At 58.3% G+C, this 25,440-nt stretch carries 27 protein-coding genes and 1 tRNA gene; 11 read left to right on the forward strand and 17 right to left on the reverse strand.

Annotated features, from left to right (window positions below):
* The 3 genes from Q0955_RS02845 to Q0955_RS02855 form a co-directional block, all read right to left on the reverse strand.
* Complete coding sequence (locus Q0955_RS02845) at positions 1 to 2,709, reverse strand: hypothetical protein (RefSeq protein WP_299419624.1); 2,709 nt, start codon at positions 2,707 to 2,709, stop codon at positions 1 to 3.
* A 214-nt stretch (positions 2,710 to 2,923) separates the two neighbouring features.
* The gene (locus Q0955_RS02850; protein WP_299419628.1) at positions 2,924 to 4,213 is read right to left on the reverse strand and encodes an O-acetylhomoserine aminocarboxypropyltransferase/cysteine synthase family protein; all 1,290 of its coding nucleotides are present in this window, start codon (positions 4,211 to 4,213) and stop codon (positions 2,924 to 2,926) included.
* A 244-nt stretch (positions 4,214 to 4,457) separates the two neighbouring features.
* A complete protein-coding gene (locus Q0955_RS02855; protein ID WP_299419631.1) occupies positions 4,458 to 5,462 on the reverse strand; it encodes a hypothetical protein in 1,005 nt (334 codons plus the stop codon).
* A 105-nt stretch (positions 5,463 to 5,567) separates the two neighbouring features.
* On the opposite strand from Q0955_RS02855, the gene Q0955_RS02860 reads away from it, so the two are divergent.
* Entirely contained in the window at positions 5,568 to 6,011 is a 444-nt protein-coding gene (locus Q0955_RS02860) for a hypothetical protein (RefSeq protein ID WP_299419633.1), read from the forward strand.
* 16 nt (positions 6,012 to 6,027) lie between these two features.
* Here the strand turns inward: Q0955_RS02860 and Q0955_RS02865 are convergent, their stop codons facing one another.
* Positions 6,028 to 6,693, reverse strand: coding sequence for a TetR/AcrR family transcriptional regulator (locus Q0955_RS02865; protein ID WP_299419636.1), 666 nt, complete (start codon positions 6,691 to 6,693; stop codon positions 6,028 to 6,030).
* Between the two features lie 64 nt (positions 6,694 to 6,757).
* Here Q0955_RS02865 and Q0955_RS02870 point away from each other — a divergent pair, with 64 nt between their 5' ends.
* The 4 genes from Q0955_RS02870 to Q0955_RS02885 are packed head-to-tail and all read left to right on the forward strand — an operon-like array spanning position 6,758 to position 10,699.
* Complete coding sequence (locus Q0955_RS02870; protein ID WP_299419639.1) at positions 6,758 to 8,071, forward strand: NAD(P)-binding domain-containing protein; 1,314 nt, start codon at positions 6,758 to 6,760, stop codon at positions 8,069 to 8,071.
* On the forward strand, positions 8,071 to 8,979 hold the full coding sequence (locus Q0955_RS02875) for a bile acid:sodium symporter family protein (RefSeq protein ID WP_299419641.1): 909 nt from the start codon (positions 8,071 to 8,073) through the stop codon (positions 8,977 to 8,979). Before Q0955_RS02870 ends, Q0955_RS02875 begins: the two co-directional genes overlap by 1 nt.
* Positions 8,976 to 9,914: an SDR family oxidoreductase gene (locus Q0955_RS02880; protein ID WP_299419643.1), complete on the forward strand. Its 939-nt coding sequence runs from the start codon at positions 8,976 to 8,978 to the stop codon at positions 9,912 to 9,914. The genes Q0955_RS02875 and Q0955_RS02880 overlap by 4 nt, the downstream gene beginning before the upstream one ends.
* Positions 9,915 to 9,916: 2 nt before the next feature.
* The gene (locus tag Q0955_RS02885) at positions 9,917 to 10,699 is read left to right on the forward strand and encodes an SDR family NAD(P)-dependent oxidoreductase (protein ID WP_299419645.1); all 783 of its coding nucleotides are present in this window, start codon (positions 9,917 to 9,919) and stop codon (positions 10,697 to 10,699) included.
* Between the two features lie 31 nt (positions 10,700 to 10,730).
* Here Q0955_RS02885 and Q0955_RS02890 read toward each other — a convergent pair whose 3' ends face one another.
* Positions 10,731 to 13,019: a calcium-binding protein gene (locus Q0955_RS02890; protein ID WP_299419647.1), complete on the reverse strand. Its 2,289-nt coding sequence runs from the start codon at positions 13,017 to 13,019 to the stop codon at positions 10,731 to 10,733.
* A gap of 226 nt (positions 13,020 to 13,245) precedes the next feature.
* A tRNA-Tyr gene (locus Q0955_RS02895) sits at positions 13,246 to 13,329 on the reverse strand.
* Positions 13,330 to 13,467: 138 nt separating this feature from the next.
* Here Q0955_RS02895 and rlmB point away from each other — a divergent pair.
* The 3 genes from rlmB to Q0955_RS02910 all read left to right on the forward strand — a co-directional run bounded on the left by rlmB (position 13,468) and on the right by Q0955_RS02910 (position 15,422).
* Positions 13,468 to 14,247 (forward strand): 23S rRNA (guanosine(2251)-2'-O)-methyltransferase RlmB, encoded by a 780-nt coding sequence (gene rlmB, locus Q0955_RS02900; RefSeq protein ID WP_299419649.1) that lies wholly within the window; start codon positions 13,468 to 13,470, stop codon positions 14,245 to 14,247.
* Between the two features lie 237 nt (positions 14,248 to 14,484).
* The gene (locus Q0955_RS02905) at positions 14,485 to 14,715 is read left to right on the forward strand and encodes a hypothetical protein (protein ID WP_299419652.1); all 231 of its coding nucleotides are present in this window, start codon (positions 14,485 to 14,487) and stop codon (positions 14,713 to 14,715) included.
* 239 nt (positions 14,716 to 14,954) lie between these two features.
* Complete coding sequence (locus tag Q0955_RS02910) at positions 14,955 to 15,422, forward strand: CoA-binding protein (RefSeq protein WP_299419654.1); 468 nt, start codon at positions 14,955 to 14,957, stop codon at positions 15,420 to 15,422.
* On the opposite strand, the gene Q0955_RS02915 is transcribed toward Q0955_RS02910, so the two are convergent.
* The 7 genes from Q0955_RS02915 to hisA all read right to left on the reverse strand — a co-directional run bounded on the left by Q0955_RS02915 (position 15,419) and on the right by hisA (position 20,623).
* Positions 15,419 to 17,155, reverse strand: a complete 1,737-nt coding sequence (locus Q0955_RS02915; RefSeq protein ID WP_299419656.1) for an ATP-binding protein — start codon at positions 17,153 to 17,155, stop codon at positions 15,419 to 15,421. The genes Q0955_RS02910 and Q0955_RS02915 overlap by 4 nt on opposite strands.
* A gap of 109 nt (positions 17,156 to 17,264) precedes the next feature.
* Positions 17,265 to 17,801, reverse strand: a complete 537-nt coding sequence (locus tag Q0955_RS02920) for a hypothetical protein (protein ID WP_299419659.1) — start codon at positions 17,799 to 17,801, stop codon at positions 17,265 to 17,267.
* A 66-nt stretch (positions 17,802 to 17,867) separates the two neighbouring features.
* Positions 17,868 to 18,185 carry a phosphoribosyl-ATP diphosphatase gene (locus Q0955_RS02925; RefSeq protein WP_299419660.1) on the reverse strand — a complete coding sequence of 106 codons (318 nt, stop codon included), beginning with the start codon at positions 18,183 to 18,185 and terminating at the stop codon, positions 17,868 to 17,870.
* A complete protein-coding gene (gene hisF / locus Q0955_RS02930) occupies positions 18,182 to 18,979 on the reverse strand; it encodes an imidazole glycerol phosphate synthase subunit HisF (RefSeq protein WP_299419663.1) in 798 nt (265 codons plus the stop codon). The genes Q0955_RS02925 and hisF overlap by 4 nt, the downstream gene beginning before the upstream one ends.
* A 76-nt stretch (positions 18,980 to 19,055) precedes the next feature.
* Positions 19,056 to 19,523: a DUF2867 domain-containing protein gene (locus Q0955_RS02935; RefSeq protein WP_299419665.1), complete on the reverse strand. Its 468-nt coding sequence runs from the start codon at positions 19,521 to 19,523 to the stop codon at positions 19,056 to 19,058.
* Positions 19,524 to 19,592: 69 nt separating this feature from the next.
* Positions 19,593 to 19,904, reverse strand: a complete 312-nt coding sequence (locus Q0955_RS02940; RefSeq protein WP_299419668.1) for a hypothetical protein — start codon at positions 19,902 to 19,904, stop codon at positions 19,593 to 19,595.
* Positions 19,901 to 20,623, reverse strand: a complete 723-nt coding sequence (gene hisA / locus Q0955_RS02945) for a 1-(5-phosphoribosyl)-5-[(5-phosphoribosylamino)methylideneamino]imidazole-4-carboxamide isomerase (RefSeq protein ID WP_299419671.1) — start codon at positions 20,621 to 20,623, stop codon at positions 19,901 to 19,903. Before hisA ends, Q0955_RS02940 begins: the two co-directional genes overlap by 4 nt.
* Positions 20,624 to 20,793: 170 nt before the next feature.
* On the opposite strand from hisA, the gene Q0955_RS02950 reads away from it, so the two are divergent.
* Positions 20,794 to 21,186, forward strand: coding sequence for a DUF2147 domain-containing protein (locus tag Q0955_RS02950; protein ID WP_299419673.1), 393 nt, complete (start codon positions 20,794 to 20,796; stop codon positions 21,184 to 21,186).
* Between the two features lie 64 nt (positions 21,187 to 21,250).
* Here the strand turns inward: Q0955_RS02950 and Q0955_RS02955 are convergent, their stop codons facing one another.
* Positions 21,251 to 21,787, reverse strand: a complete 537-nt coding sequence (locus tag Q0955_RS02955; protein WP_299419676.1) for a peroxiredoxin-like family protein — start codon at positions 21,785 to 21,787, stop codon at positions 21,251 to 21,253.
* 92 nt (positions 21,788 to 21,879) lie between these two features.
* Between Q0955_RS02955 and Q0955_RS02960 the strand changes: the two genes are divergently transcribed.
* Positions 21,880 to 22,605, forward strand: coding sequence for an AraC family transcriptional regulator (locus tag Q0955_RS02960; protein WP_299419679.1), 726 nt, complete (start codon positions 21,880 to 21,882; stop codon positions 22,603 to 22,605).
* Positions 22,606 to 22,681: 76 nt separating this feature from the next.
* Here Q0955_RS02960 and hisH read toward each other — a convergent pair whose 3' ends face one another.
* Positions 22,682 to 23,320 (reverse strand): imidazole glycerol phosphate synthase subunit HisH, encoded by a 639-nt coding sequence (hisH, locus tag Q0955_RS02965; protein ID WP_299419682.1) that lies wholly within the window; start codon positions 23,318 to 23,320, stop codon positions 22,682 to 22,684.
* A gap of 82 nt (positions 23,321 to 23,402) precedes the next feature.
* Positions 23,403 to 24,008 carry a TetR/AcrR family transcriptional regulator gene (locus tag Q0955_RS02970; protein ID WP_299419684.1) on the reverse strand — a complete coding sequence of 202 codons (606 nt, stop codon included), beginning with the start codon at positions 24,006 to 24,008 and terminating at the stop codon, positions 23,403 to 23,405.
* Between the two features lie 97 nt (positions 24,009 to 24,105).
* On the opposite strand from Q0955_RS02970, the gene Q0955_RS02975 reads away from it, so the two are divergent.
* Positions 24,106 to 24,738 (forward strand): DUF2306 domain-containing protein, encoded by a 633-nt coding sequence (locus tag Q0955_RS02975; RefSeq protein WP_299419687.1) that lies wholly within the window; start codon positions 24,106 to 24,108, stop codon positions 24,736 to 24,738.
* 54 nt (positions 24,739 to 24,792) lie between these two features.
* Here the strand turns inward: Q0955_RS02975 and hisB are convergent, their stop codons facing one another.
* Positions 24,793 to 25,380 (reverse strand): imidazoleglycerol-phosphate dehydratase HisB, encoded by a 588-nt coding sequence (gene hisB / locus Q0955_RS02980; protein ID WP_299419689.1) that lies wholly within the window; start codon positions 25,378 to 25,380, stop codon positions 24,793 to 24,795.
* Positions 25,381 to 25,440 lie beyond the last annotated feature (60 nt).

The raw sequence follows: 25,440 nt of genomic DNA on the forward strand, positions 1-25,440 counted from the left end.
TTAACCTTTTGGCATCTTGAGGACGACGTTGCGCTTGCCTTTGGTGTAGTGCAATTCGTCTTCGCTGATGGCAGACACGCGGCCGCCGTCCACACGATCGCCGACCTGAACCTTCTTGTAACGCCCGCTGGACAGACGCACCAAAGCGCGGCGGTTGGATGAGGTGCCATAGACGCCAATCAGGTTCACTTTGTTGAGATTGATGGCGTTTTTGATGGTCGCCTGACGCGCCACCGAGGCCGTTGTGGGAATGTCTGGTACTACGGTAGCGGCCGCGGGCACAGCTGCGGCTGTTGTGGTTGAGGTTTCGGGTGCCGCCCGCGCAGCGAGTTGCGCGATATTGGCAGGCTTCAGGCGAGGACGCGGGGAGGCTTTGACCGCGTATTGCGTTGGCGTCGTATCTTTTTCATCCGCCAGCTTGGCGTTTTCCGGACGCAGTTTGGGACGGATCTGTGCCAATTCTTCGAGCGTCAAACCACCATAAGTGGCGCGCTCGTTTTGCTCCAGAAGGTCATTCGGGCGCAGTTTGGGGCGCAGGGTGGCGAGGCGGGTGTTGTCAGCCGCGCTGATCTGCGGTTCTTCACCAACCTTGATGCGTTTCGGATAGGCCGCGGGCACCACCGGCGGGCGCCCGGCAAACACCATCACGCCTTCTGGGTTCAACGCTCCGTCAGCCGTGGCAACCACCAAGCCGCGCTCATCCAGATCAAAGGATGTGTCCGCGGCCACCGGATTGACCTGTGCCCGCGAGGGACGGTCCGTGTCCAGCGCATCCGGCGCAACCAAGGCCACCGCGTCAAATCCAATGGTGTCACGGTCCACGGAGGCGATGTAAATGTCATCACTGCTGTCGGAGGAGAGTTCCAGCGGTTGTTCAGGTGCACGCTGCCAGATGCCGGTCACCGCATAGCGCGCCTCCGCCTCAACCGGATCGACGTTGCCATCGCTGACCTCATCCAACATGGTTTCGATTTCGGCGCTGTCGGTGATGCTGTCCGGCGTGAGCGGTTCCAGAAGCGTGGTATCCACATTCTCAGTTGGATTGGGTGTCATGCCATCCGGCACGGTCACAACCAATGGAGCGTCAACCGGTGGCAGATCCGGCGCCACCTCTGGAGTGTCTTCCGCTAGAGCAAGGGCTTCGGGTGCCGCCTCTGGCGCGGCGGCTGTGACAACGGGGGCTTCAACAGCATTCTCAGCGGTTGGTGCCGGTAAAACAGCGACCTCATTGGTCTCTGGATCATCAGACCCAAATAGCCCTGCCAACCCGTCTTCGGTGGCATAACTGGCCCACAGGGCGACAATGGCCATCAGCACCAGCAGAAGCGTTGTCAGGATCAGCCCCAAATGCCTTGGTTTGCCGCGCACGTCCTGTGGCCGCGCGCCAAACATGGTCAACTTTTGCTTTTCTTGTGCAGAGGCGTCTTGAGCTGCCTTTTTGGCCTTGGAGCGCGTGCCCCTTTTGCCTGGTTTGGGCGCAGGTCCGGCCACTTTGGTTTTACTGCGGGCACTGGCAAATGTGGCTGCTTCGGAATCGGAATCTGCGCTGATCTCCGTTGCGGGCGCAGAGGTGGCGTCTTTGTCTTGTCCCGTCTTTAACCCGGCAACTGCCTTGGCCGGGTCAAACCGCAGCGGCGGCGTTTTGGCGTTGCCGGTGTTGGTTGGGATGCTAGGCGCATTTGTGCCGCTGACCTTGCGAGAGGCACCGCTCAACTCCGGTGCGTTTGTGGCTTCGGCGGGGGCTGTTTTCTGCGCCCGGATCGAGGCAAAGGCCGCTGGCGGTTCTGCCGTCTTGGCGTCCACTTTGGTGGCGTCCGGCGCCGGTGCATTGGTCTTTTCAGGAGCAGCCTTTGGCGCGGCCGCTTTTTCCGGCGCTGGCTCTGGCCGGAGCTCGGATTTCGGCGCGTCTGTCACTGCAGGTGTTTTCGCGGGCTCAGGCGATTCAGGCTCTTTTGGCTCCGGTGGAGCGGGAGCAGGCGGCACATCGTCTTGAGACTCGGAAACAGGTTTTTGCAACGCTGCTGATGTCTCTTCGGCCGGAGCAGGCTCTGGAGCGTCTTCGGCAACCGGAGCTGGCGGCGCTGGCGGGATGTCCAGCTTGAGCTCTGCCTGTGGCTCTGGATCAGGCTTGGGGGCTGGTCCGGGCGCCAGTTCCGGATCTGGCAACGGTCCTTCACCCACAACCAGAATGGCGGTTTTGTCGACCTTGGTTTTGATGCCAGCAGCCCGGGCGCTGGCCGTGTCGCCAAAGTCCGGGGCGCTTACAAAACTGTCTTGCGGCGGGATTGCCGTGAAATTCACCGGATTAAAGGCGTGCTCGACAGCAAAGGCTTCGGCCTCGTTCAGCGTGTCACGTGCCACGGCGGCAACCTGTGGAACCCGGTCTCGCATCGCAATATCAAACACCAGTTGATCCGCGCGATACGGCGTTTCAACTTCCAGCGCATCCTCTGCCTTCTGACGGCGCTTCTTCTCGCTCATCCGGCCTGCGGGCAGGGTCAAGTATTTGATCTGGTCGTTGGGCAGTACCAGCGTTGTGGAAAACGCCTCGCCATCCACGGCCACAGCCTGTGCGCGCAACGCCGCCAGCTCCCCCGCCAAGTCCGGACTGTCCAACCCCACTTCACCCAGCAAATGCCAGCCGCCCGGCACGCGGGTCAAAAGGCCAATGCCTTCAAAAGAAAGTGTAAGCGCGAGATTTGCAGTCATGCATCAAGCCCTAGCATGCAGTGATTGGCAAAGCGTGGCCTCGCCCAGAATTGTAGGATTTATAGCAAGTTATCGCCGAAGGGGAAGAAAAAGCCGCTCTGTTTTGAGGGCTTGGTGGCGGTTTGCCTCTACAAAGTGACCCTATGGTAAACAAAGACCGCCTCAATCCCAAGACTGAAGCGGTCGGTTGTCGATACAAAGTTAACCCTTAAGCTTAGCTGTGGGCTTTCTTCAGCGCCTGATCCAGATCGGCCATCAGGTCGGCGCTGGTCTCGGTGCCAATCGAAATCCGCACCACATTTGGACCCGCGCCTGCCGCTTCCTGCTGCTCTGGTGTCAGCTGACGGTGGGTGGTGGAGGCCGAATGGATCACCAGACTGCGGGTGTCGCCAAGGTTGGCGACGTGGGAGAAAATTTCCAGGCTGTCGACAAACTTCACGCAGGCGTCATAGCCGCCTTTGAGCGCAACCGTGAACAGACCACCGGCGCCTTTGGGGCAAATCCGTTCCACGCGATCATGGTATGGCGAGGACGGCAAACCCGCGTAGGTCACATAGTCCACATTTTCATGGCCTTCGAGCCAACCGGCGACGGTTTTGGCGTTCTCGACATGGCGCTCCATGCGCAAAGACAGCGTTTCGATGCCCATCAGCGTATAATGCGCTGCCTGCGGGTTCATGGTCATACCCAGATCACGTAGGCCAATCGCGATACCGTGAAAGGTGAAGGCCAGCGGGCCAAAGGTCTCATGAAAACGCAACCCGTGGTAGGCTGGTTCCGGCTGGCTCAGCGACGGAAATTTGTCAGAGGCGGACCAATCAAACTTGCCGCTGTCCACGACGCAGCCGCCGGTCACGGTGCCATTGCCGGTCAGATATTTGGTGGTGGAGTGCACAACCAAAGAGGCGCCTAAGGCAATGGGATTGCACAGGTATGGAGTTGCCGAGGTGTTGTCCACGATCAGTGGCACACCGGCGTTGTCTGCCACTTTTGCCAGCGCTTCGATGTCACTGATATAGCCGCCCGGGTTGGCGATGGACTCGCAGAACACCGCGCGGGTGTTTTCGTCAATCGCCGCCGCTACCGCATCCAGATCATCGGTGTCGACAAAAGTCGCGGACCAGCCAAAGCGTTTGATGGTCTGGCTGAACTGGGTGATGGTGCCGCCGTATAGGCGGGAGGAAGCCACCACGTTGCAGCCCGGCTGCATCAGCGGGAACAGCGCCATGATCTGCGCTGCATGTCCAGACGAACAGCACACCGCGCCCACGCCGCCTTCCAATGTCGCGATGCGTTCCTGCAACACGGCCACGGTTGGGTTGGTCAGGCGGGAGTAGATGTAGCCCACTTCTTGCAGGTTGAAGAGCGCAGCAGCGTGCTCGGCATCTCGGAACACATAGGCGGTGGATTGGTAAATCGGCGTCTGCCGCGCGCCAGTGGCCGGATCCGGCCGCGCGCCGGCGTGAATTTGCAATGTGTCAAAACCGTATGTCGCTTCAGACATCGTTGTTCTCCCTAAAAAATCTCGCGCCAAGTGTTAGGCAGACCAAAGGCAACACGCAACAGAAGTTGGCGTCACAGCGCTTGCGAAGATCAATTTTCTGAAGGAGGTGTGTTGCTGCGGAGAATGGTGCGAAAAACGACCTTGGAGCGGGACATTTTTCGCCCAGCTTCATTTGACCCAAAATATCCCGGGGGAGGGCCATCCCGGATGGCCCTGGGGCAGCGCCCCGAATAGGCGTCCGTCTCTAGCGCAGCCAATAGCCGTTTTTCTTCAGCATATTGCGAATAGCCTGCTCCTTGCGGGGCAGGTGATTTTGATCAAACAGCGCCCGGGCCTTGTGGCCACGGTTCTGATAGATCATGCGCTTGAACGGGTCATATTGTTTCAGCACTTTTTTGATCTTGTTGGGTGCTGCCACCTCTTCAAGCACCTGCACCACCGCGTCACTTTCGCGCGCATAAAGCAGCGGCATCAGGCGGTAATGGCAGGTGACTGATCCGTCCAAATAACCCGGTGGCAAAGCATCACGCCCGCCGCCAAGCCCGTGGATCACCAGTGGCAAGACTATCTGGTCGAGCCAAGGATACATCGCCTGACAGGCCAACTCATCCGGTGGATTGTCGCTCACACTGCGGGCGTACTCAAGGAACAGCTCCCCAAACACTTTTGGGCAGCGGTAATAGAAAAAGCCCGCGTTGAAATACAGATACCGCCGCCAGTACTCATCTGGCTGGCTCAAATCGAGCGAGCTTTCGAAATCAAGCCCAAACCGGTCATACAGCGCTTTCCAGATACCAGTGTATTGCGGGCCATATAAAGGTGGGATTGGCCAGGTGCCTTCCACGCGCAGCGAGGCAGAGGGGCGGTCAAAGTCAAACGGCACCGTGCTCACCTCATCCAAAATGAGCGTGTCAGTATCGAAAAACACAAAGGGTTCGCCAGCGGGAAGGGCGGAGAGCAGTTCGATTTTGTTGCCGTAAGCATACGGCTCACCAAACACCGGCGTGTCGAATGGCAAAATTTCCGCGCCGAGATCTTCCAGCAAGGCGCGCACTTCCGGATTGCCAATGCGCGGGTCTTTCTCCCAGCGCGGCCCAGGCGCGGGTTCTGCGACATAGAGCTTGCCGGAAAACTGAGGCGACTTGGCGCGCAGCGATGCGGCGAACAGTGCCGCCTCGTACTGCAAACGGCCGTTTTGCCCTACCACTACAATGTTGAATACCTGCGATTTCAGCGCTTTACTTGTCATTCTTCTATTGCCCTGCACGATGCTTGCGCCGACTATACGTGGCATAGGCCCGTGGAAAAAGCGGGCATTACACTTTTTGAAGAAATCATAGAAAGGCGTTCGCTTATGCAACTCTTTAAGCTGGCCACTCTCTGTCTTGGCGTCTTTGGCACCACCGCTCTGGCGGAGGATCGTGTGGCCGAGGATCAAACCCCCACCGGCAAATTTCTCACCGCAGGCGAGGTGCGTCCCATCTTGGAGGCGACCAAAACCAGCTGGATCGGTGTGCGCGAATTTGACGGGCAGGATCTGGTGTATTTCACCCATCTGCTGGCCTGGCGCTGTGGCTTGTATGAAGTGCAATATGTGATCAACGGCGGTGCGGCGGAGGTGTTCGCAATTCCGGAATGCCCAGCGGATATTGAAAATGCCATGACCATTCCCGAAGACACGCAGATCTTCATCACGCAGCCGCTTGGCTCGGTCAAAACCGTTGAAGTGACCCTGCTTTATGATGATCTGGGCACCGACACGGTTTCTTATGAGCGTGCCGCTGTGATGACGCCATAAGAAGCGAACTCCAACTCTACGCCCGTTGTGCCGCCGCGTTGATGCCGGCGGCGCAGAAGGCCACCAATTCGTCAAGATGGTTGGCGGCGCTTGACGGCATGACACTCAGCACATCCATGCGCCATTGCGAGGTGATCAAAGCCAACATGCCCGCCGCCGAATAGACAAAACCGTTGGCGACAGCAGCCCGCGCCTGCGCCGGATAGAGCGCTGCCAGTTCTTCAACAAAACGGGTGGCCGTTGGGTCAAAGCAGATCGCCGCAAGATCTTTCCAACGCTCATCAGCCGACACAAAGGCCACGATCCGCGCATAGGCCACCCATTGCGGCCCGCCCACGTCGATTCGCTCAAAAAACGGCCCGAAGAAACAGTCCAGAATGGCGGGCACGGTCAGAGGCCCTTGTGCTTTGCGGGCCTCCAGCGCGAAAATGCGGGCCTCGCCCAAAACATCAGCCCGCCGCGCCACCACCCGCCAAAACAACTCTTCTTTGCTGCCGCCGTGATGGTTCACCAAAGCGCCTTGCACGTCGGCCTCTGCGGCGATGTCTCGAATCGAGGCTGCATCAAATCCGCTTTGGGCAAACACCCGCTCTGCGGCGTCCATAATGCGCGCGCGGGTTTCCAAAGCCCGTTTGGACGGGGCCCTTTGTCTTTGTTTTTCTTGAGGAATGTCCTTCAGCATAAAAAGAGCTTGCCTTATTTTTGACGAGTGTTCAATTTAAAATCCTCTGGGGGAGAGGATTATCATGGACACCAGCGGAAAATTTGCTCTGATCGGAGCTGGTCCCATGGGGCTTGCCATGGCGAAAGTTTTGAAAGAACAGGGCATCGCTTTTGACGGGTTTGAACTGCACAGCGATGTTGGTGGGCTCTGGGACATCGAAGCCCCACACTCCACAATGTATGAAAGCGCGCATCTGATCTCGTCCAAGACGATGACGGAGTTTGCCGACTTCCCGATGAAAGAGGATGTCGCCGAGTACCCGTCTCACCGCGAGATGGCGCAATATTTCCGTGATTTTGCAGATCAGTTTGATCTGCGCAGCCACTATCATTTCAACACCGAAGTGGTGCAGGCCGTCCCACTGGGCAACAGCGGCCATGGCTGGCGCGTCGTTACAAGGCAAAACGGTGTGCAGACAGAGGCGGAGTACGCGGGCGTGCTGATTGCCAATGGCACCCTTAGTGAGCCCAACATGCCGCGTTTTCCTGGCCAGTTTGATGGCGAGATGATCCACGCGTCGCAATACCGTCATCCGGAGCAGTTTTCTGGAAAACGTGTGCTGATTGTGGGCGCGGGCAACTCCGGGTGTGACATCGCCGTGGATGCGGTCCACCATGGCGCAAGCTGCGATATTTCCATGCGGCGTGGCTATTATTTCGTGCCCAAATACGTCTTTGGAAAACCAGCGGACACGATGGGCGGTGCGATCAAACTGCCCATGTGGCTCAAGCGGCCGATCGATAGTCTGATCCTGAAGTGGTTTGTTGGTGATCCGCAAAAATACGGCTTTCCCAAACCGGACTACAAACTCTACGAGAGCCACCCGGTGGTGAACTCGTTGGTGCTGTATCACGCAGGCCACGGCGACATTTCCATTCGTGGCGACATTGCCGATATGGCAGGCACCACCGTCACCTTCAAAGACGGCACAGCGGCAAATTATGACATGATCCTCGCCGCCACCGGCTACAAACTGCACTATCCTTTCATTGAGAAAACCCTGCTGAACTGGCGCGGGGACGCGCCGCATCTCTACCTCAACGCTTTCCATCCGGCACGAGATGATCTCTTTGTGCTGGGCATGGTGGAGGCCACGGGTCTCGGCTGGCAGGGACGGCACGAACAGGCAGAGATGGTGGCCCGTTACATCGCTGGTTTGCGCGATGGTTCCAAAGCCGCCAAAAAACTGCAAGCAGAGAAGTCGGCGAGCTTTGATCGTGCCACCGGCGGCATGGACTATCTCGATTTGCCGCGCATGGCCTACTATGTGGATAAAGCAACCTATCGCGGTGCGGTCACCGGCTGGATAAAATCGCTGCAATCAGGGCAGGGCTGATGGACGTTGCCACCATAGACAGCGTTGCGCTCAACTTCAGCGCCACTTCCATGACCGTGCTGAATGCGGTTTTGGCGGTGGTGATGTTCTCCATCGCCATTGATCTGACCCCAAGCGATTTTCGCCGCTTGCTCTACGCGCCACGCGCCTTACTGACGGGGTTGGCCAGCCAGTTCCTGCTGCTGCCCGCGCTGACGTTTTTGCTGGTGCTGATAACACAGCCGCAACCGTCTATTGCGCTGGGTCTGATGTTGGTGGCGGCCTGTCCGGGGGGCAATATCTCCAACTTCATCACCCACCGTGCCGGTGGCAACGCCGCACTGTCTGTCTCGATGACCGCCTTTGCCACTGTGGGCGCGATCCTGTTGACGCCGCTCAACATTGCGCTTTGGGGCGGGCTCTATGCGCCCACGCGGGACATCCTTCAGGCGACGAAGATTGATCCGGTTTCTGTGGCGATTACGGTTGGCTGCATGCTGGTGTTGCCGCTCATTCTGGGTGTCACCCTGCGCGCAGCAAAGCCAACGCTGGCCGCCAAATTGCACGGCCCGCTTCAGACCCTCTCGATGGTGATTTTCCTTGCATTCATCGTCTTGGCACTGGCCAACAACTGGCAGAACTTTAAACTCTTCGCAGGCGCGGTGGCATTCCTTGTGGTGCTGCACAATGCGCTGGCTTTGGCGGGCGGCTTTGGTCTCGCCACACTTGCCCGCCTATCCCCCTACGACCGCCGCGCCGTGACCATTGAAACTGGCATCCAGAATTCGGGCCTTGGCCTGATCCTGATCTTCGCGTTCTTTGGTGGGCTGGGTGGCATGGCCGTGGTCGCGGCCTTCTGGGGCGTTTGGCATGCGATCACTGGTCTTGGTTTGGCCGCTCTGATGAGCCGTACAAAGGCTGCACGATGACTTGCATATTGATCACCGGTGCCGCTGGCATGGTGGGGCGCAGCCTCTTGGCGGAACTGGCAGACACAGAGCATGAGGTTATTGCCTGTGATGTGGCGGTACCCGACGACTTGCCTGCCAACGCGCGGTTTCGCCCGATGGATGTGACCACGGACGCGCCCCTGCGGGTCATTGCGCGGCATCAGCCGGATGTGATCGTGCACCTGGCGTCCATCGTGACTCCGCCGCCCGGTAGTGGTCGTGATTTTGCCTATGATGTCGACGTGACCGGCACCAAAAACGTGGTCAACGCCGCGCTCGCCGCGGGCACCAAACGTCTGGTTGTGACCTCATCCGGCGCCGCCTATGGCTATCATGCCGACAACCCGGTGCCGCTCATCGAGACAGACGCCATCCGTGGCAACGAAGAGTTTGCTTACGCCCATCACAAGCGTCTGGTGGAGGAGTTCTTGGCCGACACCCGCCACAACGCGCCGCATCTTGAGCAGGTGATCTTGCGTGTCGGCACGGTCTTGGGACGCGAGACCAACAACCAGATCACAGACTTGTTCCACCGGCCGCGCCTATTGGCGGTCAGTGGGAGTGAGAGCCCCTTTGTCTTCATTTGGACCCGCGATCTGGCCCGCATCCTGAAACGCGCCGCCACCGATGGTCCGGCGGGTATTTTTAACGTGGCGGGCGATGGTGCGCTTGGGGTGCAGGATCTGGCCGGGATTCTGCAAAAACCCATCCTGCGATTGCCAGCTTGGGGTCTCAAAGCTGTGCTCGCCATCGCGCACCCATTGGGTCTCACCCAATACGGTCCGGAGCAGGTGCGCTTTTTGCAGTTCCGACCTGTGCTGTCCAACACGGCGCTCAAACGCGACTTTGGCTACACGCCGGAGAAAACCAGCCGCGAAGTTTTTGACCATTGGGTGGAGGCGCAGGACCAATGAACATGGCCCCAGAAAATTTGCCTCCCAAAACCGCGGTGATTTCTGGTGGGGCAGGCGGCTTGGGTACGGCCTTGTCGGCGCAGTTGCAGGCCGAAGGCTGGCGTGTGGTTCTGCTTGATCTGAACGTCGCGCATCTGCCTCACACGGCCACACAGCTGCCGATGAAATGTGACGTCACCGATCCCCGCGCGTTGAAAGATTGCTGCACCAAAATTCTCGCCTGTCATGACAGCATCGATTTGGTGATCTACGGGGCAGGGGTGACCGCCATCGCACCGGTTGAAGACCTGCTGGAGCAGGCCCATCGCCGCCTTTTTGACATCAACTACTTTGCCGCCGCTGCCATGGCCAAAGCCTTCCTGCCCGCGTTGCGGGCCTCCAAAGGCACCCATCTGGCGATCACTTCGGTGGCAGGCTTTGCCCCTTTGCGCCACCGTGCCAGCTACGCCGCCTCCAAACACGCCATGACCGGTTTTTTTGCCTCTCTGCGGGTGGAGGAGGCGGCCCACGGCGTGAAAATCGTGATCGCGGCGCCGGCCTTTGTTGCCACCAATGTCGGCAATCCCGATGCGGACACCGACGGGCTGACCCGCCCTGGGGCAGCGCAGGATGCGGTGGATGTGGTCACAGCGGATCAGGCCGCGGACATCATCCTGCGCGGTCTCAAGCGCGGCAAGACCGACATCTTTGTCGGCCGTGTCGCCAAGCTGTCAGACGTGATGATGCGCCTGTCGCCAAAGCTGTATGATTGGGTCATGGGCCGGGCAATCAAGGCCGACAGGTGATCCCAACAAGAGCCACCTGCCGCGCATCTCATCAGGAGGCGTAGTTTCCAACCCAACGGTTGTTGAGGCCTTCCAGCTGCTGCGCGGTCACACCCTCCAAGAATACGTCGAAGTTGCCATTGACCTGCACAAACACACCATTGCCGTCCGGATCATCCGTCAGCCTGATGAAGGGCGACGAGAACACGTCCACTGGCAAAGGATCGCCATTGACGTCGACAAAGGTGATGACGTCTTTGCTTTGACCGTATTGTGTTGTCGGCTCAAAGTCTCGGATATGCACGACGCCACCGGCATCTGCGTGGGCCACCACCTCAAAGTGATCGTGGCCTTCGCCGCCTTCCAAAACATCGCCGTTGTCGCCGATTAGATGGTCGTTGCCGTCGCCGCCAATCAGCGTGTCGCTGTCTGTCGGATCCTCTCCGTCGTCCTGGCCATTCAGCAGATCGTCCCCGCTGCCGCCTTTGAGCAGGTCAGTGCCTTCACCGGCTTCTAGCGTGTCATCGCCAAATTTGCCCAGCAGGTAATCATCGCCGTCGCCACCTTCCAGCAGATCGTTGCCGTTGCCACCGCGTAGCGTGTCATCGCCATCGCCGCCATCGACCACGTCATTGCCGTTGCCTGCGAAGACCAGGTCGTCCCCATCTGCGGCGTCCACGATGTCATTACCACCATAGGAGCGGATGACTTCTGCGTCGTCGGTGCCTGCGAGGTTTTCAGCAGCGCCCGTGCCGTGGTTCGACTGAACCTGAGGTCCCACGAGGTTGCCAAGCCAGCTGTCGATGTTGTCTTGCAGCTCACTGGCGGTGACGCCGGAGACAAAGGCCACATCCACACCGTCAAGTTGCAGGATCGCACCGCTGCCATCGGCAGCATCATGAATGCACAAGGCTGTGGTGTCCGGATTGTTGAAATCGGAGGCCGGCAATAGCTGTCCGTTTTCATCTAGCAGGGTGATTGTCTCGGCGTCGTTACGGTCCTGCTCGGTTGGGTCAAAATCGGAGATTTGCACCACCTCCGCGCCGTCCGGGTCGACCACGACTTCAAAGTCGTCGATACCCGCGCCGCCGGTCAGCACATCGCCGTTGTCCCCGATCAGACGGTCGTTGTCATCCCCACCTTCCAATGTGTCGCTGTCCGCACTGGAAACCGCGCCATCGCGGCCATCCAACAGGTCACTGCCAATCCCACCTTTGAGCACATCGGTGCCGGTCCCGGCCCGCAACGTGTCATCGCCAGACTTGCCCAGCAGGTAGTCATCTCCAGAACCACCCTCTAACGAGTCATTGCCATCCATGCCGCGCAGCACGTCATTGCCTGTGCCTCCATAGACAGTGTCGTCTCCGCTGCCCGCCAACACACGATCGTCACCACCGTTGCCATTTACAAGGTCGTCACCGCCATAGGCGCGGATAGCATCATCACCTTCGTTGCCGGTTAACTCATCCGCACCGCCGGTGCCAAAGATCGGCTCAGGCGCTGGTTGAGACGTGTTGCCCAACCAGCTGCTTGTGTCACTTTGCAAATCGCTGGCGCTCATGCCTTCCACCAAAGCCACATTCACGTCATTGAAGCGCAGCAGAGCCCCACTGCCATCCTCGGCATCCACAATGGTCAACATGGGCGCGTCGAGCTGGAGGAGGTCCTCCAGCGGGATCTGGTCGCCGTTTTGGTCCCGCAGCGTGATGGTTTCCACCGCGTCGCCGTCAACGGCGGTCAGGTCAAAGTCGCGGATATGCACCATAGAGTCACCGTTGGGATCAACAATCACCTCAAAGCTGTCCACGCCCGCCCCACCGGACAGCACATCGCCATTGTCGCCATACAGCAGGTCATTGCCATCACCGGCGTCCAGCGTGTCACTGTCGGTGGCATCGTCAACGCCATCGGTGCCGTCCAGCACATCGTCACCGCGCCCACCTTTTAACAGATCGGTGCCGGTGCCGCCGCTCAGGCTGTCATTGCCATCTTTGCCCAGCAGGTAGTCGTTGCCTTGCTCGCCAAACAGCCAGTCATCACCGGTGCCGCCACGCAGGGTGTCCTCGCCCTCGGCGCCGTAAAGTTCGTCATTGCCGTCCCCACCAAACAGCAGATCGTTTCCGGCAAAGGCCTGCATCAGGTCGTTGCCACCATATCCCCGCATCACCTCGTCTTCGATGGTGCCGTGCAGGATGTCGCTGCCACCGGTGCCGGTATCAGACGTAGGTTCCAACGGTGGTGTCGTCCCATCCGGGCCTTCAACATCATCATCGCTCTGCGGGGTGGCAACCATGGCGCCCAGGGCCAATGCGGATGTGCTCAACAACAGGGTTAGTAACATGGAACGATGGTCCTCCTAACGCACGAGACAATGATTTTAAGAAAATCACAGAGAGGTCTATACACGTTAAGCGGTTGTTTTCAATAAATGGATCTCCGTTAACCTTTAATCTCATGGAAACAGTGTGTTTCCATCGGCTTGGGTCGGAAAGATGTGGTTTTGGGGCGCTATCCGACGGGAGCTGGTGACCTGTTTGGCACCTTGTCATCATCGGAAGGGAAGAAAGTGGTGGGCGACCCTGGAATCGAACCAGGCGTGCGTCTCCGCGAGGGAGTTACAGTCCCCTGCCACACCTTGCGGCCTGTCGCCCACTTTCTTGAGGCCCGCTGGCCTCGGTGTGAGGGGGTATTTATTGGCAGTTGTTGGGGGCGTCAACCAGAAAATACCTTGCAGAGCCCGCTTCTTTTCCGCATTGGTGAACCCTCTATATTTTGAAGGTGTCAGAGCGATGAAAAAACCCAAATGGGTCGTGCAAAAAGAACAGCAGAAACGCAAAGATGCGGCGGAAACCGTCTGGTTGTTTGGCCTGCACGCGGTGCGCGACGCTCTGGCGAATCCAAAACGTGAAAAACTGCGACTCATCGTGACCAAAAATGCTGCGGATAAACTGGCAGACGCCATCGCTGAATCCGGTATGACGCCGGAAGTGGTCGATCCGCGCAAGTTCAACGCTCCGCTGGATCCGCAATCCGTGCACCAAGGCGCCGCATTGGAAGTGAAGCCGCTGAACTGGGGCAAGCTTTCGGATGTGGCGATTGCCGATGATGACCGTCCGCAACGTCTGATCCTGCTGGACCGGGTGACCGACCCACATAATGTCGGTGCCATCTTGCGCTCCGCCGAGGTCTTTGGCGCCTTGGCCGTGATTGGCACCCGACACAACTCCGCGCCGGAAACCGGCGCCTTGGCCAAAACCGCCAGCGGTGCATTGGAGCGCCAGCCCTACCTGCGCTTGCGCAACTTGGCTGACACCATCACTGAGCTACAAAACATGGGCTACATTGTGTTGGGCATGGATGGCGAAGCAGAGGACACCATCGAGACCGCTTTGGCAGATCGTTACGACGCGCCCATTGCTCTGGTGCTGGGGGCAGAAGGACCGGGGCTGCGTCAGAAAACCAAAGAGACCGTGGATCAATTGGTAAAGATCAATTTCGCCGGTGCTTTTGGCTCTCTGAATGTGTCCAACGCCGCCGCAGTCGCGCTTTACGCCACGCTGCCGCGCTAAAATCCGCCCCAAACCTTCATTTGACTGCAAATATCCCCGCCGGAGGCTCCCAAAGGGGCCGCCGGATGCCTAGATGAAGCGGGCAAACCAACATCAGAGGAGCGCGCGGTGCCCCATCCCTCCAAAATCGCCACCTGTTGTTACTGCGGCGCGCGGGCCGCGCTTGTGCTCGCTGGGGACACCCGCCACGAGCTCGCCTGCAGCAGCTGCGGCGCCCCTTTGCACAATCTTAAACAAATGCCCGTGCCGGCGCCGGGTAAAGAACCGGCGCATTTCTCTCATCCGATCCGCACGCCAAAATCCAAGGGGAAGCATGCTCATAAATCGGAGAAACGCGCTGCACATCCCAAGAAAACTTGGCACGACGCGCCTTACCAGAAAAAGAAAAAGCCCAAGAAGAAACGCGGCAAATGGGCCAAAGACCTGTTTGAAGATGTGTTTGATGTGATCGAAGATATCTTTGATTGAGCGGAAATCTGCCCAAGTTGTTAACCACTTGTTCATGAGAATCTCGCACGCTCTTTACATCCAATTCTGCGAACATACGTAGTGATGTAAGAGACACGGCCTACGGAGCTTCCGTGTTTCCCTTCACTGTCCCTCGTTCCGAACCTGCGCCCAAGTTTCACCTTGGGCGCTTTTTTTTGCCTTTTGTTCCCTGTGGGCTGCGCTACGGTGCGGCCACCACTTGCTGACCGAGGCCGACCATGACTGACACCGACGTTTTTCTGCGCGACATCCTAAAGCGTACCAAGACCATTGCCGTGGTGGGCGTGTCGATGAACCCGGTCCGGCCGAGCTACTACGTGGCGCGGTACCTGTCCTTGAAAGGGTACAGGGTCATTCCAGTAAACCCCGGTCATGCAGGCAAGGAGCTCTTTGGTGCAACCATCCAGTCCAGTTTGAGCGCCATTAAGGAACCGGTCGATATGGTCGATGTCTTCCGTCGCTCAGAGGCCGTGCCGCCAATCGTGGACGAGGCGCTGGTGCAGTTTCCGAACCTACAGACCATCTGGATGCAAATTGGCGTTGAACATGCGGAGGCGGCAGCGATGGCTGAGGCGCGTGGCGTCGACGTGGTGCAAAACCGCTGTCCCAAGATCGAGTTTCAGCGCCTGTTTGGCGAGCTGCGCATGGGCGGTTTTAACACCGGTGTGATCTCGTCCAAGCTTTAGGCCGCTGGCTGGTCCGCCTGAGACAGTTTCACCAATTCGCTCATCACTTTTGCCAGCTCATCTTTGCGGAACGGCTTGCCAAGGCAGGCATTCATTCCAGCCTTTAGATAGGCGTTGGTCTGTTCCGGCAAAATATTGGCGGAAAGCGCCACAATCGGCGTGTGTTGGTTCGGGCCGGGATGGGCCCGTAAGATTTCTGTGGCTTCGACGCCGTCCATATCCAGCAGTTGGATGTCCATCAGGATCAGGTCATAGCGTTTGGCGGCACAGTGCTGCAGGGCAGGGCGGCCGTCTTCGACTATATCGACATTCACGCCCATGCTTTCCAGAAAGCGGCGGACAATCATCTGATTGGTGCGGTTGTCTTCCACCACCAAGGCGTCAACCCCGTCAAAGCTCTGCACCGTGGACACAACGGCTTTGGGGGCGCTGTCTTTGGGGGGGGGCTCTGCAGGCACCAGGGGGACGGTGAACCAGAAGGTGCTGCCTTTGAACGGCGCGCTGTCGACGCCAATTTGCCCTTCCATCAACTCAACCAGCTCTTTGGAGATCGACAGACCCAATCCCGTACCACCGTATCGGCGGTTGGTGGCGGAGCTGGCTTGCTCAAACTTGTTGAACACCCGTACCTGGGCTTCGTTGGTCAGGCCGATGCCTTTGTCCGCAATCGCGACATACAACATCTGCTCTTGTACCGACATGCTGACGGTGACGGTGCCGTCCTGCGAAAACTTGATGGCGTTGCCAACGAGGTTGGTGACCACCTGATTGAGCCGGGTTGGATCGGACGCAATCCATGCCGGCACGTCCGCGGCGACTTCGATGTCCAAAGTGAGCCCTTTGGCTTTGGCGGCGCCGGATTGCGCTGCGGAAATGCCGGTCAAAAACTCCCGTGTGGAAAACGGAATGCTCTCGATGGTGACCCCATGGGCGGCGATCTTGGAATAATCCAGCACATCGTTGATCAGCACCATCAAGCTGCGCCCGGAACTGCGTCCGGTGGCCACCAGAGATTTTTGATCCTCGGTCAGATCGGTCTCATCCAGCAATTGAAGAATGCCGGATAACCCATTGAGAGGTGTGCGAATTTCGTGACTCATCTTGGCTAGAAATTCACTTTTTTCCCGATCCGCACGTTGCGCCTCATCTCGCAGTTCAATCAAGTGCAGCTCTTTGCGCTCAATTTCGTTGTGAAACAGGGTCAGCCCCGTCATTAGGGTCACGGCCACCGCCGCCACCACAATCAGAGACCCAAACGGCAAGTGGTCCTGCCAGATCGCCGCGACAATCAAATTTAGACTGATCACCGCCGTTGCCACCCACGCAGCTCTCTTGCCAACAAGCAACAGCGCAAGCACCGGTGGCCCGATCAGGAAAATCTCCTGCCGCCATTGGTAATTTGTGTCAAAAGCCATCTGAATATTTGTGTGAAACAGATACAGGCTAATGAGTGCCATTGTCGCTTGCACTTTGCTTTGTGTACGGTGCCAGATGAGAGGCACAAAGAAATAGGCAAGCACACACAGCAGAGAGGCGGCAGCGACAGTGGGTGAAAACTGCGTATCTGTGCTCAGGATATGGGCATTATGTAAGGCGGCCACCGTGCCAATAAGGCCAGAAAACCCGCACAAGAGCTTTGCGCGCGTTTCCTCAAAGCTGTGGTCTTGTTCCTGTTGCGGCCAGAAGTAGTCCTGTAGCCGTGCAAGAACCCTAAGTGGCGGTTTGCTGTTCATGACATGTTTGGTCTTATTTCCTCGCCACTAGTCATGCCGTTCCAAGTCTTAAATTTACCTGAAATCCAGACGCCGCTTGCCGTGGTTTCGTTAAGAAATAGGGGCATTTTTAACGGTTCCGGCCGGCTTGCACGATATGGCGCTCCTCCCAGTTGTATCGGCTGTCTTCTAGTACCGGCGACCAGAACAAATACCCACCATAGCGCCATGGGTCCAAAACAATGCCTTCGCGCATTTTGCCGCCCTTGGCGCTCATCACCACTGTGCTGTGTTCAATCAGGATGGTGTCATGGTTGGCGATGGCGCGGTGCATGTCCAGCGTTTGAAACCCTTCTTGGCGCAGGCGGGTTTGCAAGTCGTCCGCCCAGTGCCAGCACAGCCCGCGCGGGCGCAGGCCTTGATTGACCTTGGCGTTGTGCATCAGGGCGCTGTCAGTGACGTTGTAGTCCTGTCGCAAGACCAGCGAGTAAGTGTAAGCAATCTCCGCAGCCCGCGCCGCCTCAGCTGGGTCCACAACAGGATCAAGCGAGATCAACGCTTGCGTGAGGCCTGCAATGTCTGCTGGCGCTTGTTTCTGCGGCGCGCCACAGGCCACCAAAACCACTGCCGCCAAAAGCGCCAGTCCCACCCGTAATCTTGCTATCATCTGCTCGCTGCCCCTTGGACTTTTGCGCGACTATAATCGTCGCCGCGCAAATGCCCAAGCGTTTGCTTAACCTTTGGGGCGCGCGGCTTTCTCGGCCACGCCGCTGATGCCTTGACGCCGCGCCAGCTCCGCCAGCACATCGTCCAGCGCCACATCGCGCGCTTCCAGCATCACCAGCAGGTGATAAAGCACGTCCGCCGCCTCATAGGTCAGCTTCTCGCGGTCGCCTTTCACGGCTTCAATCACCGCTTCAATGGCTTCCTCGCCAAATTTCTCGGCGCATTTCTCCGGCCCTTTGGCCAGAAGCTTGGCGGTCCAGCTGCTTTCCGGGTCCGCTTTGGCGCGCTCAGCAATGGTAGCGGCAAGCTCGTTTAGAACACTCATGTCAGCCTCATCGGAATGCCGGCGTCGTGCATGTGTTGCTTGGCTTCCTGCACAGTAAATTCGCCAAAGTGAAAGATCGACGCTGCCAACACCGCACTTGCGCCACCTTCGGTCACGCCCTCAACCAAGTGGTCGAGGGTGCCGACACCGCCGGAGGCAATCACCGGCACGTTCACCGCGTCACTGATGGCTTTGGTCAGCGGCAGGTTAAAGCCCGCCTTGGTGCCGTCGCGATCCATCGAGGTCAGCAGGATTTCTCCTGCGCCCTTGGCCACCACCAGCTTGGCAAACTCCACCGCATCAATGGGATTGCCATCTTTGTCCAAAGCTTCTTTGCGCCCACCATGGGTGAAAATGCCCCATTTGTTGGGCACGCCGTTTTCATCATGGCCAATGGTCTTGGCGTCAATTGCACAGACGATGCATTGGCTGCCAAATTGAGCGGCGGCTTCGGCAATCACATCCGGGTTGGCCACGGCAGCAGAGTTGAAGCTCACTTTGTCGGCACCCGCCAGCAACAGTTTGCGCACATCGGCAACCGTGCGCACACCACCGCCCACCGTGAGGGGCACAAAACACTGTTCCGCGGTACGCTGCACCATATCGATCATCACGCCGCGGTTGTCATGGGTGGCATGAATGTCCAGAAAACAAATCTCATCTGCGCCAGCGGCATCATAGGCACGCGCCGCCTCAACAGGGTCACCTGCATCGCGCAAGCCAACAAAATTCACACCTTTGACCACACGGCCATCAGCGACATCCAGACAGGGAATGATACGGGTCTTCAGCATATCGGAGCTTTCTCAAAGCGTTGCGCCCCTCCTTAGCGTGGCAGGGCGCAACGTGCAATCTGCTCAGCTGTTTGGTTTAGGTCGCCCGTGCCACCCGCACCAAGGAATCCCGCGCGATCAGGATGTGAAACGGCATGATGGTGGCCAGATACATCCGCCCAAACAAGTTGTTGCGATGCACCCAAGTGGCGACAAACACTTTGCCGCCTTCAGACAGCACCGACACCCGAAAATTCAGGTGGCTGTCGTCAAATCCCGCAATGACCTCAGTGTCGCTTTCGCTCTCCACCGGGAAAATGCCCACACAGTCCTGATCTGTCGGTGCCTCAGTGCGCAGCCCAAAAGGTTTCACCAAAACGGTGCGCAGATTGGCCAGCATCTGGGCCCAACCGGGAAAGTTGGTGACAATTTCCGCAGCCTGGCGCGGCGGCATGTCACTGTCGATACTGTAGCAATCCAAAAAGTCGCCCGGCGCAAAACGGGCATGCAATTTGCTGTTTTTCGGAAGTGGGGTGGCGGTGACATCAAAGAATGAAACGGACATCTGCGTCTCCTGATTTGTTCGCGCACCCAAGCTGGGATACGCGAGCCAAACTTCCAAGGCGTCAGAAGGTCACGCCTTTGGCTGAGGCGCCGTGTGCTTGCGCCGTAAGTCCTTGCTCACCATGACAATCAGGGTCACCACGATCACAAAGCCAACGGGCATGGTCAGGATCACCAAACCCGCATTGGAATAAGCCGCATTGAGCTGTGCGCCGATGTTTTCACCATTCACCACACAGCCGTCGGTGTGCATTGCCATGCCAAATGTGCAGCCATGCGTTTCGGCGGTCCGCTGCGCCCACCACACCAAATAGGCCGGCCACACACAGGCGGCCAGCACAAGTGTCAGGAAGGCATAGGCAATCTTGCGCCGCAGTCTCACGCTTTGAGAACTTTCAACGCTTCACTCAGATCAATCGCGCCATCATACAGCGCCCGACCAGAAATCGCGCCGTTGAGCTCCGCGCCGCAATTCTTCAGCGCTTTCAAATCCTCAACAGAGCTCACGCCACCGCTGGCGATCACAGGGATCGACACAGCTTTAGCCAGCGCCGCAGTGGCTTCGACGTTTGGACCCTTCATGGCGCCATCGCGCAGGATGTCGGTGTAGATGATCGCGCAGACGCCATCGTCCTCAAACGACTTTGCTAGGTCGATCACGTCCACATCGGTTTCTTCGGCCCAGCCCTTGGTCGCCACTTTGCCGTTGCGGGCATCAATGCCCACAGCCACTTTGCCTGGAAATTCTTTGGCCGCTTCACGCACCAGATCGGGGTTTTCCACCGCCACGGTGCCAAGGATCACGCGCGACAGGCCTTTGCCAATCCAGCGCTCAATCGTGGCCATATCGCGAATGCCGCCACCCAATTGAGCTGGCACGTTGGTTTGCTTGAGGATTTCTTCAACCGGTGTGGCGTTGATTGGAATCCCCGCAAACGCGCCATTCAGATCCACCAGATGCAACCATTCACAACCCGCTTCGACAAACTCCAGGGCCTGCGCGGCGGGGTTCTCGTTGAACACAGTTTCCTTGTCCATGTCACCATGCAGCAGACGCACGGCATTGCCATCTTTCAGATCAATTGCGGGATAGAGGATCATGGGGCAGGGGCCTTCTTATCATGTCGCGCCGAAACCGGCTGTTAAGATTGGTTTTGCATGGTGTCGTCAAAATTGCAACGCGGCGAGACATCACTCCCTGACCCAAAGTCAGGGTTGATGCGACTCACAGCCTTGTCGCAGAGTTTGTGCAAATACTCGGGAGGAAAATGATGAAAAAAACGCTAATGGCTGCAGCCATGACGCTTGTTGGGGCCACAGCGGCCTTTGCAGACCCAATTTATGGCACCTGGAAGACGATTCCGGATGACAATGGCAACTACGGGCTGATCAACGTAGCGGCCTGCGGCAGCAAGATTTGCGGCACGCTGGCCAAATCGTTCAATCCGGATGGCAGCGAGCTCAACAGCCCTAACAACGGCCGCAAGATCATCTGGGACATGAATGCAGACGGCGGCGGCGCTTATAGCGGTGGCAAGGTCTACTCGCCCGACCGTGACAAAACCTACAAAGGCAAGCTGGTGCTGTCTGGCAATTCCTTGGCGGTGAGCGGCTGTGTGCTGGGCATCTGCCGCAGCGGTGGGTCCTGGACCCGCGTTAAGTAACGCGCACATCCAGAATTGCAAAAAGGCGCGATTGTCCCGCGCCTTTTTTTGTTTAGATCTATGTTCACACCGCGCCAGTGTATTCGCCCCGCGCCGGGTAGTCATTTTTGATCGCAAAATCCAACGCCCCCAGAAGCTCGCTGAAATGCGGACGCACAAACGGCATGGTCTGCACCGAGCCATAATACAGGGATTGCTCAGGGCTCACCATAAACAGACCCGGCTCGCTGAACAGCGCAGGCTCTTCAATGCCAATCGAGGTTTTGCCACGCGAAGTGGAGATATACAGCCCCCAGTCCTTGGCCACTTCCAGCGGCAAATCATAGGCAATCCGCAGGCCAGTAGCGCCAATTTTCTCGGCCATGTCCTTGGCGCGCTCTTCACCGTCGCTGCTCACCGCAACACAGGTCACGCCACGCTCAGCAAAGGCCGCAACCAGCTTTTCCAACTCTTTCAGGTAAGTGGCGCAGATCGGGCAGTGCAAACCGCGATAGAAACACACAACCGTGCCGCGCTCAGACCCTTCAGCGGACAGATCAAAGGTGCCGCCGCCCACAAGTGGCAGGGTCAGGTTGGGAGTTTTTTGACGGGGGATCAGCATAGGATTGTCCTCTTGTTTGTGCTTTCTGGACTTATTGTCGGTTTTTGTGTCAAAAAAATCCGATTGATCGTGCCTAAAATCCGGAAATCCAAATGGACCGCCTCACCACGCTTGTTGAAAAGTTTCACCTCACCGTGCATCCCGCCATGCTGGCGGAGGCCAATCTGATTGCCAAAGCGGGCGAGGATGGCACACCGGCGCGGGTGGTGTTTCTGGCCCGCGGCACTTGCACGACCTCTTGTGCCGGTGAGGTGCTCTTTGCCGCGCATGTGGATTGGATGGGGCTGACCAACCCGTTGATGGCGGCCCTGCCGGATGAAGTCCGCTATGACCTGAGCGGCGAGGAAGACAGCCGCGCCTTGGTGCGCTTGATGGCGGAGGAAACCACGGCCAACCGTTGCGGCGCGCAATCGGTGATCAACCGTCTTGGTGAGGCGCTGATGGTGCGCTTGCTGCGCGATCAGATTTCCCAAGGCACCACAGATGTGGGCCTGCTGGCCGGGCTGGCTGACCCGCGCCTCAGCCGCGCGATCGTCGCCATGCATGATTTTCCGGGCCGTGTCTGGAGCAACGCGGACCTCGCGCAGGAGGCAGGTCTGTCCCTGTCACGTTTTGCCGAACTCTTTGCCCAAACCGTGGGTGAAACTCCAATGGGCTACCTGCGCCGCTGGCGCCTCATTCTGGCGCATCAAGACATCACCCGCGGCGACCGTGTCGATGCGGTGGCCCGCCGTTATGCCTACACCAGTCCGGAAAGCTTCACCCGTGCCTTCCGCAAGGCCCATGGGGTCGCGCCTACAGCCCTGCGTGCGGCCTGATCTTCATTTGACCAAAAATATCCCAGGGTGAATTGCGTATATGCGCAAGAGGGGCTGGCCCCTCTCACGTCACCTCTTATGGCGCCCACTTCAGGAAGTTGCCAATCATCCGCAGGCCAATGTCCTGGCTCTTTTCCGGATGGAATTGCATGCCCACCATGGTGTCACGCCCGATGATGGCGGTCACGTCGCCGCCATAGTCCACATGCGCCAACCGCTCTTCCGGCTTGGTCACGTGGAACTGGTAGGAGTGCACAAAATAGGTGTGATCGCCGCTTTTGATGCCATCCAGCAGCGCGTGCGGGTGGTCGATCACCAGATTGTTCCAACCCATGTGCGGCACTTTTAGACTGGCATCACTCGGCTCAATCTTCTCAACATCGCCTTCGATCCAGCCCAGACCCTGGGTCAGCTCATATTCATGTCCGCGCGACGCCATCAGCTGCATGCCGACACAAATACCCAGGAACGGCCGACCTTTGCCTTCGACCGCTTCCACCATGGCGTCGTAGATGCCTTTGTGGCCGCGCAACTCTGCCGCGCAAGCCGGAAACGCGCCATCCCCGGGCAGCACCAACCGGTCCGCTTTGGCCACCACATCCGCATCCGAAGTCACAACAACCTCACCGCCATGCACCTCTGCGGCCATCCGTTGAAAGGCTTTTTCGGCAGAGTGCAGGTTGCCGCTTTCATAATCGATGATCGCTGTCAGCATGATCTTGGTCCCGTTTTGCGTGTCGCTTCCAAGTGAAGCGAAACACGGCGCGGGTCAAGAGGGTGTGGGGCAGGGCTGTGCTTTAGGCCTTGGCCTGTGTGCCAATCCGGTCAATCAGCGCCATGACCGCCTCAAACGGGCTGTCTTCAATCGGCGTGTCGGCGCAGCCAAATTCACCCCCAAGGTAGAGCAGGGTGAAGCCGTGAATCAGTGACCACACCTGTGCCTCCACGATATGCGGGTCTTCGCCCTCCGGCACAAACGGCGCGCAGACCCCGCGCAGAATGAGGTAAGCTTCGGCCTCTTCGCGGTTGTCTTTGCGTGGCACATGCACGCCTAAGCCATGTTCCCCAAACATCACTTTGAGCAAGCCACTGTGGCTCAAACCAAACTGCAAATACCCGCGGCAGATACCACGCAACCGTTCTCGATCAGTCTGCTCGCCCGCATGAATGGCGTCCGTCATGTATTTGGAAAATATGTCAAAACCTTCTTCGGCAATGGCGGTGATCAATCCCGGCAAACCCGCAAAGTGATGTGCGGGTGCCGCGTGGGACACGCCAGCACGGGCAGCACATTTGCGCAAACTCAACGCTTCCAACCCGCCTTCTTCCAGCAGATCGATACCCGCCTGAATCAACGCGCGTTTGAGGTCTCCGTGGTGGTGGCGGGTTTTTGCTGTGCTCATGGGCGCACACTACGCCGTGACTTGACAGTGTCAAGCCGTTCTGATTTTTACAGTGTCAAGATTAACTTTACAGTGTCAAAATTGAGTGGAGTCTCCAATGTACCCCATCCCCAAACGCCCGTTGTTGCCACGCAGCCTGCCTGTGATCTGGGTCCTCGCCATTGCCATCGCCTTGGCGTCGATGCGGTTTTTGATCGCCGACATTGCCGTGGTGATGCCGATCATGCTGCACCACGCGCTGGAGCGGCCGGTCTTGCTTTATGGTCATATCGCATTGGCGCCTGTGGCATTGGCTTTGCTGCCGGTGATGTTCAACACCAAACTGCGCCTGCGCCGCCCACACTTGCATCGTTGGTTGGGGCGGCTCTACGGTCTGATGATCCTGCTGTCCGGCCTGTCCGGTTTCTTCCTGGCGTTGCAAACCGAAGAGGGTCCAGTGGCGGCAGCCGGTCTGGCGGGGCTGGCTTTTGCCTGGCTCAGTACCACGGCGGTTGCGGTCTATTTGGCCATCCAACGCGATATCTCCGCGCATCGACGGTGGATGATCCGCTCTGCTGCCTTGACCCTCGCAGCGGTCACTTTGCGACTGTACCTGCCCATAGGGGAACTCACAGTGGGGTTTGACACAGCTTATCCGCTGATCTGCTGGGCCTGCTGGGTGCCGAATATGTTTGTGGCGGAATGGCTGATCCGACGAGAGATTGCCCCAAGCTCCGCACAACCTGCTTAAGCACAAAAAGCCCGCGCGAGGCGGGCTTTTTCATGTCTTGGATTGTGAGCTGCCTTACAGCGCGCCTTTGGTGGATGGGATGGCATCCGCCTTGCGCGGGTCCACTTCCACCGCTTCGCGCAGCGCGCGTGCCACGGCCTTAAATGTCGCCTCGGCAATGTGGTGGCTGTTGAAGCCGTGGATTTGATCCACGTGCAGGGTGATCCCGCCGTGAGTGGCAAAGCCCTGAAAGAACTCCCGCACCAACTCGGTGTCAAACGTGCCAATCTTTTGGGTTGGCATCTCCAGGTTCCAGATCAGGAAGGGGCGTGCGGACAGATCCAAGCTCGCCCGCACCTGCGCATCGTCCATCGGCAAGTGGCAGGTGGCATAGCGGCGAATGCCCTTTTTATCGCCCAAAGCCTGCGTCAAAGCTTGGCCTAGCGAAATGCCCACGTCTTCCACCGTGTGGTGATCATCGATGTGGTAATCCCCTTCGGCGCGAATGGTCATGTCAATCAGGCTGTGGCGCGACAGCTGATCCAGCATGTGGTCAAAGAAGCCCACGCCGGTCGAATTGTCATAAGTGCCGGTCCCGTCGAGGTTGATCTCCACGGTGATCTTGGTTTCCGCAGTGGTGCGGCTCACGCTTGCCTGACGCATCTGGTCATCCTTCGCTGATAGTCGGCCACCTTATAGGCAGCCCGCCCGCGCGGGCCAAGG

The organism is uncultured Shimia sp. (genome assembly GCF_947493595.1).
GTDB lineage: Bacteria > Pseudomonadota > Alphaproteobacteria > Rhodobacterales > Rhodobacteraceae > Shimia.